This window comes from Ruegeria sp. YTSC003 (genome assembly GCF_059609785.1).
Window position 1 is genome coordinate 36,507 of record NZ_JBXWMK010000003.1, and the last position, 16,719, is coordinate 53,225.

Annotated in this window: 20 protein-coding genes and 1 tRNA gene; 7 read left to right on the forward strand and 14 right to left on the reverse strand. The window is 57.3% G+C overall.

The genetic code is table 11. The annotated features are described in order from the left end of the window. Window positions 1-2 precede the first annotated feature (2 nt). From AC2FFH_RS07135 to AC2FFH_RS07170, 8 genes are all read right to left on the reverse strand, one after another. Window positions 3-782 carry a type IV secretion system protein gene (locus AC2FFH_RS07135; RefSeq protein ID WP_496844078.1) on the reverse strand — a complete coding sequence of 260 codons (780 nt, stop codon included), beginning with the start codon at window positions 780-782 and terminating at the stop codon, window positions 3-5. Beyond that, on the reverse strand, window positions 779-1,873 hold the full coding sequence (locus tag AC2FFH_RS07140; RefSeq protein WP_496844253.1) for a lytic transglycosylase domain-containing protein: 1,095 nt from the start codon (window positions 1,871-1,873) through the stop codon (window positions 779-781). Before AC2FFH_RS07140 ends, AC2FFH_RS07135 begins: the two co-directional genes overlap by 4 nt. Before the next feature lie 46 nt (window positions 1,874-1,919). Next, window positions 1,920-2,078, reverse strand: a complete 159-nt coding sequence (locus tag AC2FFH_RS07145; RefSeq protein WP_496844079.1) for a hypothetical protein — start codon at window positions 2,076-2,078, stop codon at window positions 1,920-1,922. Further along, on the reverse strand, window positions 2,071-4,437 hold the full coding sequence (locus tag AC2FFH_RS07150) for a VirB4 family type IV secretion/conjugal transfer ATPase (RefSeq protein ID WP_496844080.1): 2,367 nt from the start codon (window positions 4,435-4,437) through the stop codon (window positions 2,071-2,073). Before AC2FFH_RS07150 ends, AC2FFH_RS07145 begins: the two co-directional genes overlap by 8 nt. Beyond that, the gene (locus tag AC2FFH_RS07155) at window positions 4,427-4,705 is read right to left on the reverse strand and encodes a VirB3 family type IV secretion system protein (RefSeq protein ID WP_496844081.1); all 279 of its coding nucleotides are present in this window, start codon (window positions 4,703-4,705) and stop codon (window positions 4,427-4,429) included. Before AC2FFH_RS07155 ends, AC2FFH_RS07150 begins: the two co-directional genes overlap by 11 nt. A gap of 7 nt (window positions 4,706-4,712) precedes the next feature. Then, on the reverse strand, window positions 4,713-5,003 hold the full coding sequence (locus AC2FFH_RS07160; RefSeq protein ID WP_114885057.1) for a TrbC/VirB2 family type IV secretion system protein: 291 nt from the start codon (window positions 5,001-5,003) through the stop codon (window positions 4,713-4,715). Beyond that, the gene (locus AC2FFH_RS07165; protein ID WP_496844254.1) at window positions 5,003-5,581 is read right to left on the reverse strand and encodes a lytic transglycosylase domain-containing protein; all 579 of its coding nucleotides are present in this window, start codon (window positions 5,579-5,581) and stop codon (window positions 5,003-5,005) included. The genes AC2FFH_RS07160 and AC2FFH_RS07165 overlap by 1 nt, the downstream gene beginning before the upstream one ends. Window positions 5,582-5,645: 64 nt before the next feature. Continuing rightward, complete coding sequence (locus AC2FFH_RS07170; RefSeq protein WP_253282779.1) at window positions 5,646-5,963, reverse strand: hypothetical protein; 318 nt, start codon at window positions 5,961-5,963, stop codon at window positions 5,646-5,648. 201 nt (window positions 5,964-6,164) lie between these two features. Between AC2FFH_RS07170 and AC2FFH_RS07175 the strand changes: the two genes are divergently transcribed. Next, window positions 6,165-6,443 carry a hypothetical protein gene (locus tag AC2FFH_RS07175; RefSeq protein ID WP_496844082.1) on the forward strand — a complete coding sequence of 93 codons (279 nt, stop codon included), beginning with the start codon at window positions 6,165-6,167 and terminating at the stop codon, window positions 6,441-6,443. A gap of 284 nt (window positions 6,444-6,727) precedes the next feature. Here AC2FFH_RS07175 and AC2FFH_RS07180 read toward each other — a convergent pair whose 3' ends face one another. From AC2FFH_RS07180 to AC2FFH_RS07190, 3 genes are all read right to left on the reverse strand, one after another. Beyond that, the gene (locus AC2FFH_RS07180; protein ID WP_496844083.1) at window positions 6,728-7,750 is read right to left on the reverse strand and encodes a hypothetical protein; all 1,023 of its coding nucleotides are present in this window, start codon (window positions 7,748-7,750) and stop codon (window positions 6,728-6,730) included. Between the two features lie 402 nt (window positions 7,751-8,152). Beyond that, window positions 8,153-8,353 carry a hypothetical protein gene (locus AC2FFH_RS07185; protein ID WP_496844084.1) on the reverse strand — a complete coding sequence of 67 codons (201 nt, stop codon included), beginning with the start codon at window positions 8,351-8,353 and terminating at the stop codon, window positions 8,153-8,155. Window positions 8,354-8,355: 2 nt separating this feature from the next. Beyond that, on the reverse strand, window positions 8,356-8,568 hold the full coding sequence (locus tag AC2FFH_RS07190; protein ID WP_055190692.1) for a helix-turn-helix domain-containing protein: 213 nt from the start codon (window positions 8,566-8,568) through the stop codon (window positions 8,356-8,358). 158 nt (window positions 8,569-8,726) lie between these two features. On the opposite strand from AC2FFH_RS07190, the gene AC2FFH_RS07195 reads away from it, so the two are divergent. Further along, window positions 8,727-9,368 (forward strand): hypothetical protein, encoded by a 642-nt coding sequence (locus AC2FFH_RS07195; RefSeq protein WP_496844085.1) that lies wholly within the window; start codon window positions 8,727-8,729, stop codon window positions 9,366-9,368. 2 nt (window positions 9,369-9,370) lie between these two features. On the opposite strand, the gene AC2FFH_RS07200 is transcribed toward AC2FFH_RS07195, so the two are convergent. Next, entirely contained in the window at window positions 9,371-9,676 is a 306-nt protein-coding gene (locus AC2FFH_RS07200; RefSeq protein WP_050673817.1) for a hypothetical protein, read from the reverse strand. Between the two features lie 522 nt (window positions 9,677-10,198). On the opposite strand from AC2FFH_RS07200, the gene AC2FFH_RS07205 reads away from it, so the two are divergent. Then, on the forward strand, window positions 10,199-11,224 hold the full coding sequence (locus tag AC2FFH_RS07205; protein WP_496844086.1) for a tyrosine-type recombinase/integrase: 1,026 nt from the start codon (window positions 10,199-10,201) through the stop codon (window positions 11,222-11,224). Window positions 11,225-11,286: 62 nt separating this feature from the next. Here AC2FFH_RS07205 and AC2FFH_RS07210 read toward each other — a convergent pair. Beyond that, window positions 11,287-11,360 (reverse strand) — tRNA-Cys (locus AC2FFH_RS07210). Window positions 11,361-11,587: 227 nt separating this feature from the next. On the opposite strand from AC2FFH_RS07210, the gene AC2FFH_RS07215 reads away from it, so the two are divergent. From AC2FFH_RS07215 to AC2FFH_RS07225, 3 genes are all read left to right on the forward strand, one after another. Next, complete coding sequence (locus AC2FFH_RS07215) at window positions 11,588-12,241, forward strand: protein-L-isoaspartate O-methyltransferase family protein (protein ID WP_496766862.1); 654 nt, start codon at window positions 11,588-11,590, stop codon at window positions 12,239-12,241. A 95-nt stretch (window positions 12,242-12,336) separates the two neighbouring features. Beyond that, a complete protein-coding gene (locus AC2FFH_RS07220; RefSeq protein WP_496766863.1) occupies window positions 12,337-13,755 on the forward strand; it encodes a TolC family outer membrane protein in 1,419 nt (472 codons plus the stop codon). Window positions 13,756-13,829: 74 nt separating this feature from the next. Next, complete coding sequence (locus tag AC2FFH_RS07225; RefSeq protein WP_496844087.1) at window positions 13,830-14,591, forward strand: hypothetical protein; 762 nt, start codon at window positions 13,830-13,832, stop codon at window positions 14,589-14,591. 6 nt (window positions 14,592-14,597) lie between these two features. On the opposite strand, the gene AC2FFH_RS07230 is transcribed toward AC2FFH_RS07225, so the two are convergent. Continuing rightward, complete coding sequence (locus tag AC2FFH_RS07230; RefSeq protein WP_496844088.1) at window positions 14,598-16,055, reverse strand: cobyric acid synthase; 1,458 nt, start codon at window positions 16,053-16,055, stop codon at window positions 14,598-14,600. Window positions 16,056-16,115: 60 nt separating this feature from the next. Between AC2FFH_RS07230 and AC2FFH_RS07235 the strand changes: the two genes are divergently transcribed. Further along, window positions 16,116-16,685, forward strand: a complete 570-nt coding sequence (locus tag AC2FFH_RS07235) for a cobalamin biosynthesis protein CobQ (RefSeq protein WP_496844089.1) — start codon at window positions 16,116-16,118, stop codon at window positions 16,683-16,685. The last annotated feature ends 34 nt before the right edge of the window (window positions 16,686-16,719 follow it).

Genomic DNA, 16,719 nt, shown 5'->3' on the forward strand with positions numbered 1-16,719 from the left:
GGTCAGTCCGCGCGCAGGTCTGGCAGGGTGAAGTCCATATAGCGGCGCTCTTCAGCTAGCGTGGCGGCATCCACCACGCCGGACTGGCCCGCGCCGACGGTCTGGATGGCTTCGAGTTCCCACATGCGCGTCATGGCAATGGCCAGCTCGGCTGTGACGCGGGTGTTGTGATCGACGGCTTCCTTGAGCGTTTCCATGTCCGGGATCAGGGAGACCAGCTGCTCGACCCGTTCGAGAGATTGCGCGGCCTCGTCATAGCTGTTCTCTGCCGCCGCAGACATTACCGCCCCGGTGCCCGCTTGGCTTGCTATGCGTTCAGCTCCTGGATTGCCGCTGCTGGCCATGTCAGAGAGGGTGTCTTGGTCAAAACCTGCATCCTCCAAGGCTTGCGTCATCCGGCCTTCCATCTGAGGGGCGGCGTTGCCGATAAGGCCGCTGAAGTCACCGCTTTGAATTTGTCGGATAGTCCCCAAGAGATCGCCGAATTCTTGATCCAGGAGGCCGTCGAGATCACCGCCCATGGCCATTTCGATGATATCCGTCGCGCCAGTCAGGGCGGCGTAGGTCTCATTGAGTGTGTCGAGTTGCTGCTGCAAGAGATCGAGTTGTTCGAGAAGCGTGTCGAGCTGGTCGGTCTGGATCCCGAAATCCTCCAGCATTTGCTGCAGCTGGCGAATTTCCTGCGCGATGTTGCGCGTGTCGACCGTGGGGACACCTTGGGCAAATAGGGGTGAGGCAACCAGCAACGCGCAGGAGGCTACGGCAGAAAGAAAGCGGATCATCGGAGTACCTCCAGATCGAATTGCATGAAGTCCTGTTCGCGCGCCTGCGCGGCCGCCATGGCCAGCTCTGCCGCGCTGAGCGGGCGGGTGTGGGCGGCCTTGAGGCGCGTGCGGATCGCGATCAGGCGGGCGAGTTCGGCCCGCGCGTAGGTGTTGAGCGACATCGCCGCGTGAATGTCATCTGTCTCGCCAATGCGGGTGATGATGTCCTGCACGCGCAACGCGGCCGCTTGCACGGAGACCAAGGAGTAATCGCCATAGACCCCTGCGCCGAATGAGGTCAGGCTCATTGTGGAGTTGGCGAGCAAAACTGGATCAATGGTGCCAAGCGCGTCGACGCCGCCCACGCGGGCAAGGTAGAGATTATAACGCTCGGGGATCACCTGAACGTAGTGTTGGGTTTCAGCGAAGGGCGGCACACCGCCGTAGCGCTGCACATTGCCGGGACCGGCATTGTAGGCGGCCAGCCCGTAAATGATGTTGCCATCAAACATGGCCAGCATCTGCGCCAGATAGCGCGCGCCGCCCGTGACCTGGATATAGGGATTTTCGTAATAGTTTGGGTAAATACCCAGATCCTGCGCCGTGCCGGGCATGATCTGGGTCAGGCCAAACGCACCAACCGGTGAACGCGCGCCGATGGTGAAGCGGCTTTCTTGCCAGATCAGCGCCTGCAAAAGACAGCGCCACTGCTTGGGCGATAGACCCGCTGCGCGCACGCCAGACATGCGGTGCGTTTCTTGCGCGGCACGAATGATCAGCTCTTCAATCGATCCCGAGGCATCGCCGAACATCTGGGCTGCGCCTGGGTTCGGGTCGACCGAACCATAGAGCGTGTCTGCGGCGCTTTCAGGTGTTGAACCAACTTCCAGGCTTGCGACCAGTGCGCCGGAATTCCCGCTGGCCAACGTCGTGGCATCGAGAATGTCTTCCAGCGCCTGGAGCTGTTCTTGCTCGAGTTCTTCAAGCTCTTCTTCTTTGGTCAGCCGGTCTCGCTGCAGCGCCAGATCTTGTTCGCTTTGTTGCAGCACGCGCTCGCGCTGCAAGAACATGCCTGCATCAAAGGTTGGCACGCCTTGGGCAAAGGCCATTGGCGCGGCGAGCGACACCAAGCCTGCAAAGATATGCAGGCGGTGCTTACTCACCAAGACCACCAATCGGTCCGAGCAGTTCGAAATTGCAGTTGCTGCGGCTGACCTCGGCAAAGGACTTGAAGCATTCGGCCTCTGATGGCCGGTATTCCGCGCAGGCTGTCAGGGTCAAAAGGGTGAGGGTCAGCACACAAAGGCTACGCATCAATCTGTCTCCAAAATTCGGGATTCTGGCGGTAATCCGCGCCGACCAGCGCCTCGCCTTTTTCCATGCCGCCAAGGATCGTGAGGTAAGGGCCAAGCGCGCTGAGATCGGCGTCGATCACGACCGAGCCTTGATCGTCACGCATCAGCGCCAGGCGAGAGTTGCTGCCCGTGCCGAGCAAAACGCTGAGCTCTTTCTCAGATAGTCCCAGCATGGTGTAATCGCTGGCCGAGGCGCGAATGTTGGGAAGCAAGAGTTGCGTCGGCACAGCCTCGACAATCGTTTTGCCGGTGCGAGTTTTCTCAAGTTGGCTTGCGTATTGAGTCATCATCACGACGACCGCGTTCTGTTTGCGCGCGGTCACAAGCCAGTTGCTGAGCCGGGCAGCAAAATACGGGTTATCCAGCGCCTTCCAGGCTTCATCGATGATGATCAACGTCGGCTTGCGGTCCTCGATCACCCGCTCCACTCGCCGAAACAGGTAGGACAAGACCGCCATGCGTTCCTTCTCGCTTTCGCTGTCGAGAATGCCGGTCAGGTCGAAACCGACCACATCACCATCGAGTGAGAAGGTATCCTCGGCGCTTTGCCCAAAGATCCAGCCGTAGCGGCCATCTGAGGTCCATTCCTGAATCCGTTCGAACAGATCCCCTTCGTCAGCTCCTGCCACAAAGAGCGAGGCCAAATCCTGCCAGTTGCGTAGGGCGGCATCGCTCGCTCCGGCGTTCTGGCGCACCACTTCTTGGATGCGATTGATCTGAACAGGGCTCAGGGGCTTGTCGGCACGATGCAGTAGCGTGGCCAGCCAATCAGAAAGCCAGGCTTGCCCGCGCCCGTCGATTTCGGTGCGGAGCGGGTTGAGACCGGTTGCTTCACCCGCCTTGATAGCGCTGTAGCGCCCGCCATTGGCCCGCACAGCCATTTCCATGCCCGCGCGATAGTCGAAGACAAACACGCGCGCATCGCAGCGCCGGGCTTGGGTCATGAGAAAGGCTGACAAGACCGACTTGCCGGAGCCAGGTCGGCCGAGGATCAAGGTATGCCCGCCCGTCGGTTCTTTGTCCGGCTGACCTGTCTCATGGTAGTTGAACAGGAAGCCCGAGCGTTCAGGTGTCGGAAAGAGGGTAATCGGTTTGCCCCAAGGCACTTTGTGTCCGGGTTTGCCAAGTTGACCGCGATGCAGCGCTGCGAGGTCCGCAAAGTTCGTGTTGGTGATTGCGGCCTTACGGCTGCGCATCTGCCCATTGCCCGGATGCTGCGCGAAATAATGTGTCCGAGCCGCAAAACTCTCATTCACCAGATTGACGCCTTCACTTGCCGCGATGTTGCGCACTTCAGCGGCAATCGCTTCCAGCTTTTCTTCTGTCTCGGCGAAAACAGTCACCGTCATGTGATGATCGCCGAAACTGAGCCGCTTGGATTCCAGATCGTCTAGCGCGTCGACCAGTTCTTCGGCGAGCGAAATCGCGCCATCATCGCTGGCCTTCATCAGGCGCTGTTGACGCTTTATCCGGCTGGCCATGATGTTGCTGTTGATGGGAGTGAAGGAATGCGTGACTACCATGTCTACGGGCAGGTTTAGCTCATCGAACATGGTGCAGCTGGTTTTGGCTGGGTAAGTCTTGATTGCGAAACTGGTGCCAAACCGCTTGCCCGCCGTCCCATCGTCGAGCGTGAAGCCTCGCCCCTGAAACGTGACGCGGGTGTTGGCTACATCTTCGGCAATGACGCCAAGGCGGGATTTTGCGAAGAGCGGTCGCTCCTGGCCAATGTTGAGCGCGCCGAGGAACCCGAGAAGCTCGCCGCTTTCGGCCCCCAGCAGATGCGGGTTCATTTCCGCAAAAGACGACAGCAGAAACCCAACGACCTCCTCGAGCTTGCGCAGCTGCTTGGCCGTCTGGTCTTTCAGCTGGGCGATCGAATCTGAGCGCTTCAGGCGCAGCCGCGCGCCGAGGGGAGGACGTTTCAGTACCGTGAGTGTGAGTGTCTTGTCTCGCAGATCCGCCCGCGCCAAGGCCAGTTGCCAGCGGGTATCCAGCGCTTGCGCAAACCCTTCCTCGCGAACCGGTGGCAAGGCCGGCTCGATCGCTTTTGAAACCTTGTGGACGTAGAAACTGTACTCTGGCCCAATCTGCGCAATGATCGCTGCAAAGAGCGCGCGGATCTTCTCCAAATGCACGTCATCGCTGGTCATGCTATTGACGCCATTAAGACGGATGCACTGGAACAGAGCATTGCCGCGCGTGCGGATCGTCACATCATTCACCAGGCTGACATAGGGCAGCATGCTGGCCATCGGGCGCTCTTTGCGCGCCCAGTCTGGCAGCGTTGCAAGATCATCCGAAGGATCACGGAGCATAGCTGTCCCCCGAATGGATCTTGCGGTTCGGGGTAAGCGGCGTTTCCTGCAGGGCAGTGACCATCACCTCAAGAAAGGCCGGATCCCAATCTGCCGCTTTCCACAGCGCGGGATAGGCCAGAGCGGCGATGATGATCACCGGCCAGCTTTGAACCCAAAGAAACAGCAACACAAACCCGAAGAGCCAAACCATGGCATACATGATCGGCAAGCCGATAAGCTTTGGTGGCCGGATCAGGCCGAGGAAGAGGCGGGTTTGCGTTGCCATGCCGGATCTACGCGCCCCAGATGGCGGTCACGATGGTCGGCGCAGCTGCAATGCCTGCGATAGCAACCAGCACCCAAAGGGCCTGGCGGAAATCCAGAATGCCAAAGAGCCAGGAGAGGAACACACCGATCAAGGCCAAGGTTCCGATGACAATACCCAAGGGACCGGTGATCGTGTCGACGATGCCCTGCAGCAGGTTCTGGACCGGCGAGAGGTCGATGCTTTGCGCAAGGGCGGGATTGGCAATCATCAAACTGGCCAGAGCCAGCGACAGGATCGTGCGGAATTGAATGTGCATCAGGAGGCTCCAGTCAGTCGGTCACGCACGGCCATGACCCGGCGCACGTGATTTTGGGTTTCTCGGTAGGGAGGAATGCCGCCATAGCGCGCGACCGCGTCTGGCCCCGCGTTGTAGGCGGCAAGCGCGAGTTCGGGCGTGCCGAACTGTGCCAACATCATCAGAAGGTAGCGGGCGGACCCGTCGAGGTTGGCCTGCCAATCATGCGGATCGACGCCGAGCTGCGCGGCCGTTGCGGGCATCAACTGCCCGAGGCCGATCGCGCCTGCGGAACTGCGCGCATTCGGGCGATAGGCGCTTTCAATCTCAATATTGGCTTGGAACAGTGCCTGCCATTCGGACACAGAGAGGCCAGCACGGCGCAGTGCGGGGTGCCCGCCATAACGGTGTGCGGTACTTTCAAGGGCTTCGAGGATTTCGGGGCGAGGAACTGCGCGGGCGGGTGCAGTAGGCGACTCTACAGGCTCAGGCGCTGCAAAAACGATCAGCTCTGGTGGGTTTGCACCATTCCCGTCGACATAGCTTTGCGCAAAATCGGATTGCGGTGCTTTGGTCTCCAGCTGGCCATCGGCCCGTATGGAAAGCACGAAGCCTTCAGAATAAGCGGGTGCAGCGACGATTGCTGCGAGTAAGGCAAGTGGCTTAGCCCGCGTCGTCCAGCTTGTGTGAGGCGACTTTGCCTTCGAGCATCGGGATCGAGACGATCGAAACACCAAGGCCCGCAAGGAAGCTTGATAAGCCGTTGATTGTCTTGAATTCCCGAGCTGCCATGTTGTTGCGCGCGGTGACGAGCAGGCGACGCGTCTCGCCATCTGGCGAGACGCAATGCACGGTCCAAACTCCGGACCACTGAGCACCTGTACGCTTGGGCGTAACCCGGCACACAACATCCGCCGAATGACCCTCGGCAAGTAGTGTGCGCAGCCCGTCTTCACTGACAACATTAGGGGCGTCTTGCATCAAATTCATAGGATCGAGCCTTGCAGAATTGTGCATTGGCCCGGCAGTCCCTCATGGACTACCGAACCGATACAATATTATAATAATGCAATCAATAGGTGCAATTTGAGTTATCGCGCCATTCATGCGTTGAAACAAATTTACTGCAACGGAGTGGCTGAGCCAAGATAATATGGCGCTTTTGAAACAAAATGGGCGGTTATGGTCGTTCTGAGCTGGGGTTCCGCCGCGATTGCGGGCACTTGCCTGCCGCCTGCGCCGCCTTGCCTGCCGCCTGCGCCGCCTTGGATGCCGACCAATGCCGACGACGTGCGGGCATATGCTCACCTGTTGAGGCGCGATGCGGAGACGTATTTTACCTATGTCGAGCGGTACTTCCGTTGCCTAGATCAGCAGAGGCGAGAGGTTTTTGAGCAGGCCCGCGAGGTCAGTGAAGACTATGCGCGCGTTCTGGAGTTCCTGGATGACATTAGGAATTGATACCCGTCATCGCATAAAGAAAACGGCCTTTCGAAAAGGCTGCATCGAAGGTGGGAAAGTGGACAATTTTGCTGTTCTTTCTGGGTGGAACAAGTCCCCGACCGATCGCCAATTGTGAGGCCTCAAAGTGGCAGTAAGCCAGTGTGGCTTTTGGTTCGGCGCGGTTATAGGTCAAATGAGTACGGAGTAAAGCCGCTAGGACTGATAGTCGTATCGCCAAGCTGCTCCGAATTCAAAAGGGTGGGCGACCGCTAGCAGCGCTCAATCGTAGCACCGGGCAATCATCAGCCGTCGTCGTCTTTTCTGGAAACCCGCCCAAGTCTTGAGAGCATACGTGCCCACTCATCTACATCATTGGAGAGCCGAGCTGCGGGTTCGGAACGTGGCTTGTGGGTTTTTTTGGCTGATTGCGAAACCGAATTGCCAGACAGGGTTCCAGATGAACGTGAGCGCTTCTTGGTGCGTGCATGTGGTTGCGGCTTCCGAGCCTTTTGAGGTTTGCTACCTGCGGTTCGTTTCTTTTGCCTAACCGGTTTTTCTTGGGAAACGCCGGATAGGGCAATCAGAAAAAAGGCAAGGCGAGGAGTCCAAAGCGAGCCATCAGCAGTCGTACGGCCGGTTTCATTCAAATAGTGAGAAACAAGTTTGGGCCCCACGATTCCCTTTTTGGCGAAATCTTCGAGGGTTGACCTCAATGTGCCTGATACCTTAGCAGTTATGCCGCTTCCTGACCCAAAGTGCCTTCTTTCGGATGGCATTAGCTCTGAAACCTCACCAGGAATTTGGCTAGGGTCGATTTCCTTTTCCAGCACTTCGAAGTTTACAAGCCGGTCACCGTTGACAACGGTAGTGTCTTCAAGTGACTGCGGGTGGAGAAATGAGAAAGTCTGCCTACGGCGACTGACGAGGTCACCTTCAACCAAAAGCGGCTGGTCACAGTAGATGAAAAAACGATATTTCTGGTGATTTTGGCTTGAAAGGTCTTCAATCTGAACGTCCATGCCGAAGTTAGCGAAGTGGACTTCAACAACCACCGCAAGCTTCCAGGAATCTCTTCTCGCTTTCCGGCCTACAGGTAGTATTCTCTGTTCGATTTTTTGTTCGGCACCGAGAATTTCTTTGATTTCGGCAACTGGTCGACTGGAGGGGCGAGTACGCACAGAGCCAGAGGCAGTGCGCTCGTTGTCCGTGCAAGGGTGCTTCGCCCAAGGTTTCCCGAGTTCATCAAAGAATACACGGCTGCCGTGTTCATTGGCATAAAAATAGACGGGCTGACCGCAGACGGGGCAGAATGCATTGGGATTCACGAAGCAGCGAGAGTAGCTTGTTGCGCCGTAGCCTTTCAGTGTTTGCGTCGCTTGAAGCTTTTCATAGTCGGAATAGACCGGCTGAGGGGACTTTGTTGCTGGCGCGGCGGAGACGCCTCCACCGTTTCGGTTGCCTCCGCCGACGCACCATCCGCATGTGCACCATGGGTAATGATTGTGTCCTGTCAATTTAACACCAATATGGTTTTGGTTATTTCCGTAGACTGAACCAAGATTGCGCCGTTAGGTAGCCCTTTTCCCATTTACCAAGAGCCTCAAGCCGCAGAGCAAGGCGACGTTACTTTCCAACGAACGTAATGTTTGATTTGGGCGGCTAGACCGGCGCGTGCGCGTGAAGCATGGATCCGTTCTGGCGAGCGCACTTTGTGCGGTTTTCAGCCGCTAGCCGCGTTTTGCGCCAAGGTTCGGTTCAGTAACCTGATTTTGGAAGCTTGGCGGCTTGCTTGATCCGTCTACATAAAGCGCGGCCTGCGTCTCGCCGTTATCCCACTGATACAGTAGACCGATTTCTTCGCCTGTTTGGATGCATGAAATACGACCGATGGCTTCGGCCGTTGAGCGAAAACTCTCAAGTTTGGGCAAAACTAGCCCCTCTCGTTAAACAATTCCTTGGGATCGACCTCGAGAGCATCCGCGATCCGCTCCAGAACATCGATTGATGCTGAATTTTTGGCGAGTTCAATCTCGCTGATATAGCTGCGATCTACATCCGCAGCCAAAGCTAGCTGTTCTTGGCTCAATCCTCTGGAACTTCTTAGATTCCGGACATTTAGCCCTACTCGTTCCCGTAATTTCATGGCCTCTATTCGGCCAGATCACAAGAATCGCTCTACGGAATATATTCCACAAAACGCGCGCGAACATCATAAGCCATATGCCCGCATATGGTGTGAAGGTCGGGGTTTGGGGTAGTGTATCAATAATACGATAATGTAATCATAAGGCATTTATTGACATGTGGTGCAGACTGATCAGAAATTGGACCGCCGGAGCTCTAGTGGCTCTGCTTTCAACCGTGGCCCCGCAGGCGGCAAAGGCCTATCAGGTTGACTGCGCCATTCTGCTTTGCCTGGCTGGTGGGTGGCCCGCGTCAGCAGAATGTGCCCATGCCCGTGCTGTGTTTATCCGCCGGATCACGCCCTGGCCGATTGAGCCGCCGTTGCAAATCTGGCGCTGCCCCATGGGTGTTTCTGAGCGCGCGCCGATGCAAAGCACGGCCCCGAAAATCTGGGAGGCCAGCAACCAAACAGGTCAGACGCTCGGCCAAGTCATTTTTGCACAGGTGGCCGAAGATGGTGCCGATATCGACATCAGTGGTCTGGAATTCGATTTTGTGCGCTCGATCCGTGTTTGGGATGTTCGGCACTACAGCCATCGCGAACGTGGCCGCGACGATGATTGTTCTGAGAGTTACAGCATGCGCCTCGGGACCTACGGCACCCAGGGCGAATTCGGATGGCAACGCACGACACCAGCGGCCGCCCCGCAATGGGTTCTGCCGTCCCGGCGCTGTTCGTCATCAAACTGGCGGCGCGGGGTTGGCGTTGAATGGGAAGATCACGAAGGCAACCATGGATATGAGTGGGTGGGCTACTAAGGCTATTCGCCGATGTCCTTCATACGTTCTGCGATATCGCCCGCAATGCGCTCATACAGGGCGGCTTGTTTGTCCCTTGGCGTCCCAGGCTTTGGGTTTCTTCGACGGATGCGTTTGGCGAGCCAGAACAGCATACGGGCCGCTGGATCGGATGTCGCATCCGGTTCTGCGGCCGGATACTTCTCCTCAAGGGCGACAACGATTTCCTGAGACAGGCTGCGCCGGTTCAGTGTTGCATGCGTTTCCAGACGCTTCTTGAGCGCGGCGGGAAGCAAGAGTTTGAATTGGACCAAGGCTTCTTCTTTCATGATTGCATGATGGACAATATTTGTCCTCAATGATATGGACATTTTATGTCCTTTTGTTGAGGTGTAAATATGAAGACAACCCAGTTCAAACTTAACCTTCCAGCGGACGTGAAAGCCTGGCTCGAAGAGGAAGCAGTGCGGAACTTGCGCTCGCAAGGCGCTCAGGTGGTGTCTTGTTTGCGGGCAGCCATGTCGCGGCAAGAAGCCGTAGGTGAGAGGGCTGAAAAATGAGCCCAAGCCATATTCAGCTGATTCCGACCCCAGAGCTTGCGCTTCTCTTCGGGTACAGCGAGCCGAGCACGTCCTTCTATGATTTCTGCCGTAGGACGGGTATCGCTCCGGTGCCAGGGCGGCGCGGGTGGTATGACCCGAAACTCATTCGCGCGCGATTGGATGCTGTTCAGGGCATCAGCGCGGCAGAACGCGAAGTCGCTTCGCAACCGAGCCTCGTTGCCCAGCGGAGAGCGCGCCGTGCCCAGAAGTAATCTTCCCAAGGGCGTCCACCGTGTCCGGCGCAAGGTCGTGTCTGGTGTTCGCTACCATTTCTATGCCTGGCGGGGCGGCCCCAAATTTTGGGAAGGGACGGACCCAAACCCCAAAGAACCCGAATTCTATCATGCGTTTTCACAGTGCGGCACGCCTGTGAGTCCGGCTGAATATCTGACGACTCACTTGGTCGACGAATTTCTGTCCAGTGCGTCCTTGCCCAAGGCTGAGCGTTCAAAGGCTGATATCCGCAAATGGCTGGAGCTGTTCCGCGAAGAATTCGGTGCCGATCCTGTCGCAATGTTCGAAGAGCGCGCCTCTAGGGGCGAGGTTAACAATTGGCGCAAGAAGTGGCTTCATTCGCCCAAGCAGCACGATATGGCGGGCACCCATGCGACGCGCGTCCTAAATTGGGCGGTGGAAGAGGGGAAGTTGAAAGAGCATCACTGCCACAAGCTCAAGAAGCTCTACCAATCGAACCGCACAGAAATCATCTGGACGAGCGGCGATATCGCACAGTTTAATAAACATGCACCCAAGTGGGTCCAAAGGATCCTGACCGCCGGATGCGAAACCGGCTTGCGAGCGGCCGATCTGGTTCAGGTTAAAATGGACCAATTCGAAGACACGCCGCACGGCAAGCGCCTTCGTTTCAGGACCAGTAAGCGAGGCCAGATCGCTTATATCCCAGCTACGTCCGCCCTCGAAAAACTGATCGCTGAGACGCCGAAGGAACAAGAAGTGCTGCTGGTATCAGAGCTTGGCAGGCCTTTGACGGCACGTTGGGCATCGAACCAGATCACTAAGTGGCGGCGCGAAGCTCAGATCCCCCCTTGGATCGATGGGCGAGAAAAGACTCTGTCTGATACTCGCGGGACGGCGGCGACAAGATTGCTGAATGCCGATCTGTCTTTGCGCCAGATTGCGGTGCTGATGGGGTGGTCGGTTCGCTACGCGGCGCAGGTTATCGAGCATTATGCGCAGGTTAGCCCGGACGAAAGCGATGCAGTTCTGCGCAAGCTCAATCGAGCAAAATCACTGTCTCTAGACACAAAAATGTAAACGCCCCTGTAAACGCGGGGCCCCAAACACGGCAAGGAGTGATGTAAGTGATTGTTTTTAAATGGAGGCGAGTACCGGAATCGAACCGGTGTACACGGATTTGCAATCCGCTGCGTCACCACTCCGCCAACTCGCCTTTTCAAGTAAAATCAAATACTTGCCGTGGTGTGACCGGCGTTTTAGCAGCTTTCGACAGGAGCGTCCAGAGGGGGGAGCGCAAATTTCAGGGTCGGGTGCAAACTTAGTCTTCCGTTGCGACGTTGTATCTTGTGAAGATTGGAAAGTTTCCGTGTCTGGGCCGTTGCTGGTTTTTCAAGGATGTGGCAGAACTCAATCACCCAAGGGAACAAGATGAGCGATCCAATGACAGATTTCGCAGCCCGCCGCCGAACGATGGTCGATACCCAGATACGTCCTTCTGATGTTACGAAGTTTCCCATCATAGACGCGATGCTTACCGTCAAGCGCGAGAATTTCGTGCCGGATGCACAGCGCGAGGCCGCCTATGTCGAGGGATTGATCGAGCTGGGTGACGGGCGCTGCATGCTGGAGCCGCGGACCCTGGCTAAGATGCTGGACATATTGAACATTTCCACCGACGAGTCGGTTTTGGATATTGCTCCGGCCTTGGGGTATTCGACCGCTGTGGCTGCGCGCATGGCACAGCTGGTTGTCGCCGTAGAGGAAGACGAGAGCCTTGCGGCCGAATCCCAGTCCATTCTGATGGAGGCGGAGGCAGACAATGCGATTGTCCATGTCGGTCCGCTTGGGCTGGGTGCCCCTGAACATGGACCCTATGACGTGATCATGATCCAAGGCGGCGTTGAACAGGTTCCCGATGCTTTGATCGCACAGCTTAAGGATCATGGGCGAATTGCCTGCCTTTTTGTCCAGGGTGCGCTGGGGGTCGTCCGTATCGGCCATAAATCAGGGGGTCGTGTGACCTGGCGGGATGCGTTTAACGCCAATGCACCGATTTTGCAGACATTTTCCAAAAATCGTGTATTTTCGCTATAGTTTGACAGCTGATTTTTCTGCCGCCTTGATTAGTTTAACGCAAACGCGCAAACTATAGGCAGAGCAGGGTAAATTCGATTTGAGAGGATTTCGTTATGGGTTCTATGGCGGGAGGGAAGCTGGTCAAAGCGCTGGCGCTGACTGCAGGGGTCGCACTTAGCTTTGTGCCGGGACGGGCCGTTTGGGCCGACAATATAACTGACGCATTCATTGGCGCTTACAATACCAGCGGTTTGTTGGAACAAAACCGCGCCTTGTTGCGTGCAGCAGACGAAGACGTGGCAATCGCGTTGTCGGCGCTTCGACCGATCATCAACTGGACGGTTGCAATTAGCCACGACTACACGCGTCGCGAAGTCAACAATGTGGTGACAAGACCCGACCCGAACAACTTCTTCACGGGGCTGACCCTCAGCCAGTTGCTCTACGATGGTGGGGCTGCTGTTCTGGGCAAGCAATCGGCGCAAGAAACGGTGCTGTCCACTAGGCAGACCCTTATTGATATCGAACAACAGGTTCTGTTCCGCGGAGCCAATGCTTATCTCGAAGTTCTTTTGCAGGAAGAAACCGTACAGATTCGCCTGAACAACGTCGACGTATCGGCCGAAGAACTGCGCGCATCGCAGGACCGGTTCGATGTAGGCGAGGTCACGCGTACGGACGTTGCGCTGTCACAAGCCCAGCTTGCAAGCTCGCAAGCTGATCTGGCTGTTGCGCGCGGTAACCTCGATACGGCACAGGCGGAATATGTGAATGCCGTTGGCAAATCGCCCGGACGCACGGCCGGTCAACCGAGCCTGCCAAACCTGCCAAACTCGGAACCGCAGGCCGTCAGCCTTGCGCAGCGTAATCACCCGGCCATTCTTTCGGCTCAGCACCAGGTGCGTGCCTTCGATCTGATCGTGGCGCAGCAGCGCGCCAACCTGGGTCCGAATGTCAGCCTGAATGCCGATGCCGGTATCACCGAGAGCTATGACAACGACGACAACACCAGAGACGGCACGGTTTCGTTGAATTTCAACCAGCCGATTTATGCTGGTGGCCGTTTGGCCGCAAGCGTGCGCCGCGCCATGGCCACACGGGATGCATCGCGTGCCAACCTGTTGAATGTGCAAAAAGATATCACTCAGGGTGTGACCGAAGCCTATGCCCGTTTCCAGGCGGCATCTGCAAGCCTGCGGGCATCAAGCGAACGGGTGCGCGCATCGAAGGTGGCGTTTGACGGTATTCGCGAAGAGGCCACTTTGGGTGCACGGACCACGCTGGATGTTTTGAACGCCCAGCAGGATCTGCTGGATGCGCAGCTGGCCGAAGTCGCGTCGCGGATCGAGCGTTCGCGCGCCGCCTACCAGCTGTTGCAGGCACAGGGTCTGCTGACTGCAGAACGTCTGGGGCTGGCGGTGCAGATCTATGATCCGACGCTGTATTATAACCTGGTCAAGAAAGCGCCGGCTCAGGTCAGCAGACAAAGCAAGGACCTGGATCGCGTTCTCAAAGCACTGCGCCGCGACTAAGAGCCAATACTATCTGTTGTGACGCCCGGCTTGTTTGGCTACACTCAATCCTGAGGATAGAGCGGTAGAGAACAATGACGGAAAAAGTCGTGAACGGCAGAGTAGAGGACGTGCTGTCCTCGATCAAACGGCTGGTCGGTGAAAGAGGTGAGCAAACCTCTGAACCCACGCCTTCAATCGCCCGCAAGCCCGGGCGATTGGTGCTTACCGATGCATTGCGAGTCGGCGGAACGTCCAGCATTCAAGACAGCCCGGAGATTGAAGCCGAAGCCAAAGCAGGCTACACGGCCGACGCGTCGGTCAAGCCGATGCTTTTGCGCGCGTGCGACATCGTAAATCGTGAAGATCCCGCCAACAAAGAACAAGCCGCGCCAGAGCCGCCCAAAAACCCGACCAACAGCCTGAGCGCAAAGATCGAAGCCCTAGAGGCGGCGATTGCACGCACTGAGGACCAGTGGGAGCCGGACGGCGACAGCGAAGACGAGTACTCCGGTACTCCGGCGAAAGCCCTTGAATTCAGCGCACGCAAAGAATTTTCGGATACCGGGGGAAAGAAAGCCGAACCCACTCAGGCAAAGGCTAAAGAAGCTGTGGCAACGACCAAGGCAACTTTCATTCGCGACCCCGAGGTGATCACCGCACCACCTGCTCACCCTGTCGAAGCAGCAGCGGAAGATTCTGCGATAGCTGGCATAAGCGAAGACGCATTGCGCAAAATGATCGCCGAAGTTGTTCGTGAAGAATTGCAGGGTGTTTTGGGCGAACGCATCACCCGCAACGTCCGCAAGATGGTTCGGCGCGAAATCTACAAGGCCCTGGCCGAGCAGGACCTCTAGTAGCGCTCAGGCCCTTTGGGGCGCTTCTGCAAGCGCCAGCAGGCGGTCCAGATCCATATTCCGTTCAAGGTGATCCGCCAGCGCGTCCAGCGTCTCTTCGACTCCGTCTTCATAGGCCAAGTCCGAGGTCACGCCCAACTGCGACAGGTAAGACGCGCGGAATGCATCCGAGCTGAAGATTCCATGCAGGTAACTGCCACGGATACGACCAGAGGCGTTTGCGGCACCTTCTGGCCGCCCCTCGACCTCCAGCCAAGCGCGGGCGCAATCAGGGCCTTCGGTACGGCCCATGTGGATTTCGTAGCCTGAAACCGGTTCTCCTCCGTCTAGGGCGAGGGCTGATGTGAGTGTTACCTGTTTCTTCCCTGCCATCACGGTCTCAACATCCAGCAGGCCCAACCCTTCGACAGCCCCCGGTTGCCCGTCGACGCCATCCGGATCAACGATCGTCTTGCCCAGCATTTGATAGCCGCCGCACAGGCCCAGAACATGGCCGCCCCGGCGGACATGGGCATATAGGTCGATGTCCCAGCCCTGCGCCCGGAAGTAAGCCAGATCACCGATGGTGGACTTGCTGCCGGGCAGCAGTACCAAATCGGCATCACCGGGAAGGGGGCGTCCTGCTGGCACGATTTCGACCGAGACACCGGGTTCGGCAGACAGCGGATCGAGGTCGTCAAAATTGGCCATGCGTTCCAACTGCGGAACAACGACCTTGCAGGCCCCGCCAGAGTGGGACCGGATATCCATCATATCCTCGGCCGGTAGTTTCCACGCATCATGGAACCAGGAAACGACGCCGAGACAGGGCCATCCGGTACGTGCTGCGATTTCATCGCGACCTTCGTCGAAAAGGGATACGTCGCCCTTGAACCGATTGACGGCAAAACCCCGGATCATCTCAAGATCGCCTGCATCCAATACCGCCTGGGTGCCCACGATCTGGGCAATGACCCCCCCGCGGTGAATATCACCTACCAGAATAACCGGTACGCCTGCAGCGCGCGCAAATCCCATATTGGCGATGTCACCCTTGCGCAGGTTGGTTTCGGCCGGGCTGCCCGCACCTTCGATCAGGACAAGATCCGCGTCACTGCACAAGCGGTCAAAGCTTTCAAGTGCCGCGCCCAGCAGTTTGGATTTATCCTTGCGGTAATCGCCCGCTTTCATCGTGCCCGCGCGTTGGCCTTGTACGATGATCTGAGCGCCAGTGTCGGTTTCCGGTTTCAGCAGAATCGGGTTCATGTCCGTATGCGTCGCACGCCGCGCCGCCAACGCTTGCAAAGCCTGTGCGCGCCCGATCTCTCCGCCATTTTCGGTGACGGCGGCATTGTTCGACATGTTCTGCGGTTTGAACGGTGCAACGCGCAACCCGCGCCGGGTAAAAGCCCGCGCCAGACCGGCCACTAGAACCGATTTCCCAACATTGCTGCCGGTGCCCTGAATCATGATGGATCGAACCATGGCCTGTCTCCTATGTTGACGCGCAGATGACCTGATTTGCAGGCAAAGGAAAAGCCAAAGTTGAATACGCCAGCGCATCTTTTGATCGGAGCTGCCGCCTTTGCCCGCCCCGCCCACGGACGAATCCTGTGGGCAGCGCTGCTTGGATCGTTATTGCCGGATCTTTCCCTTTATGTGATGGCGGGCACGTCCCTCTTCCTGCTTGGGATACCGCCAAATGTGGTCTTCGATCAGCTTTACTTTTCCGACGGCTGGCAGACCGTGTTTGCGATCGACAATTCATTTGTCCTTTGGGGGTCTGCTTTGATTGTTGGGGTCTGGGCACATCGGGCGGCCTTGACCGTCGGCGCATCTGCCGGACTGTTGCATCTTGCGATGGATTTTCTGCTGCATGCAGGGGACGGGCGGCCTCAGTTCTGGCCGTTCAGCGATTGGGTGTTTCACAGCCCGGTCAGTTATTGGGACAGTTCACATCACGCCGTGTGGGTCGCTCCCCTTTCCGCCGTGCTTTGTGTCGCGTGTTATACCGTTTTGTGGCGTCGCGGTATGTCAGTCTGGGCGAAAATATTCTTCGCGGTGCTGTTAGTGGCCGAGCTATGGGTTGCACGGCAGTGGTTGTTATTCTTTTGACAGTTGGCATAAGAAAAGCGCGCTCCCAAGTTGG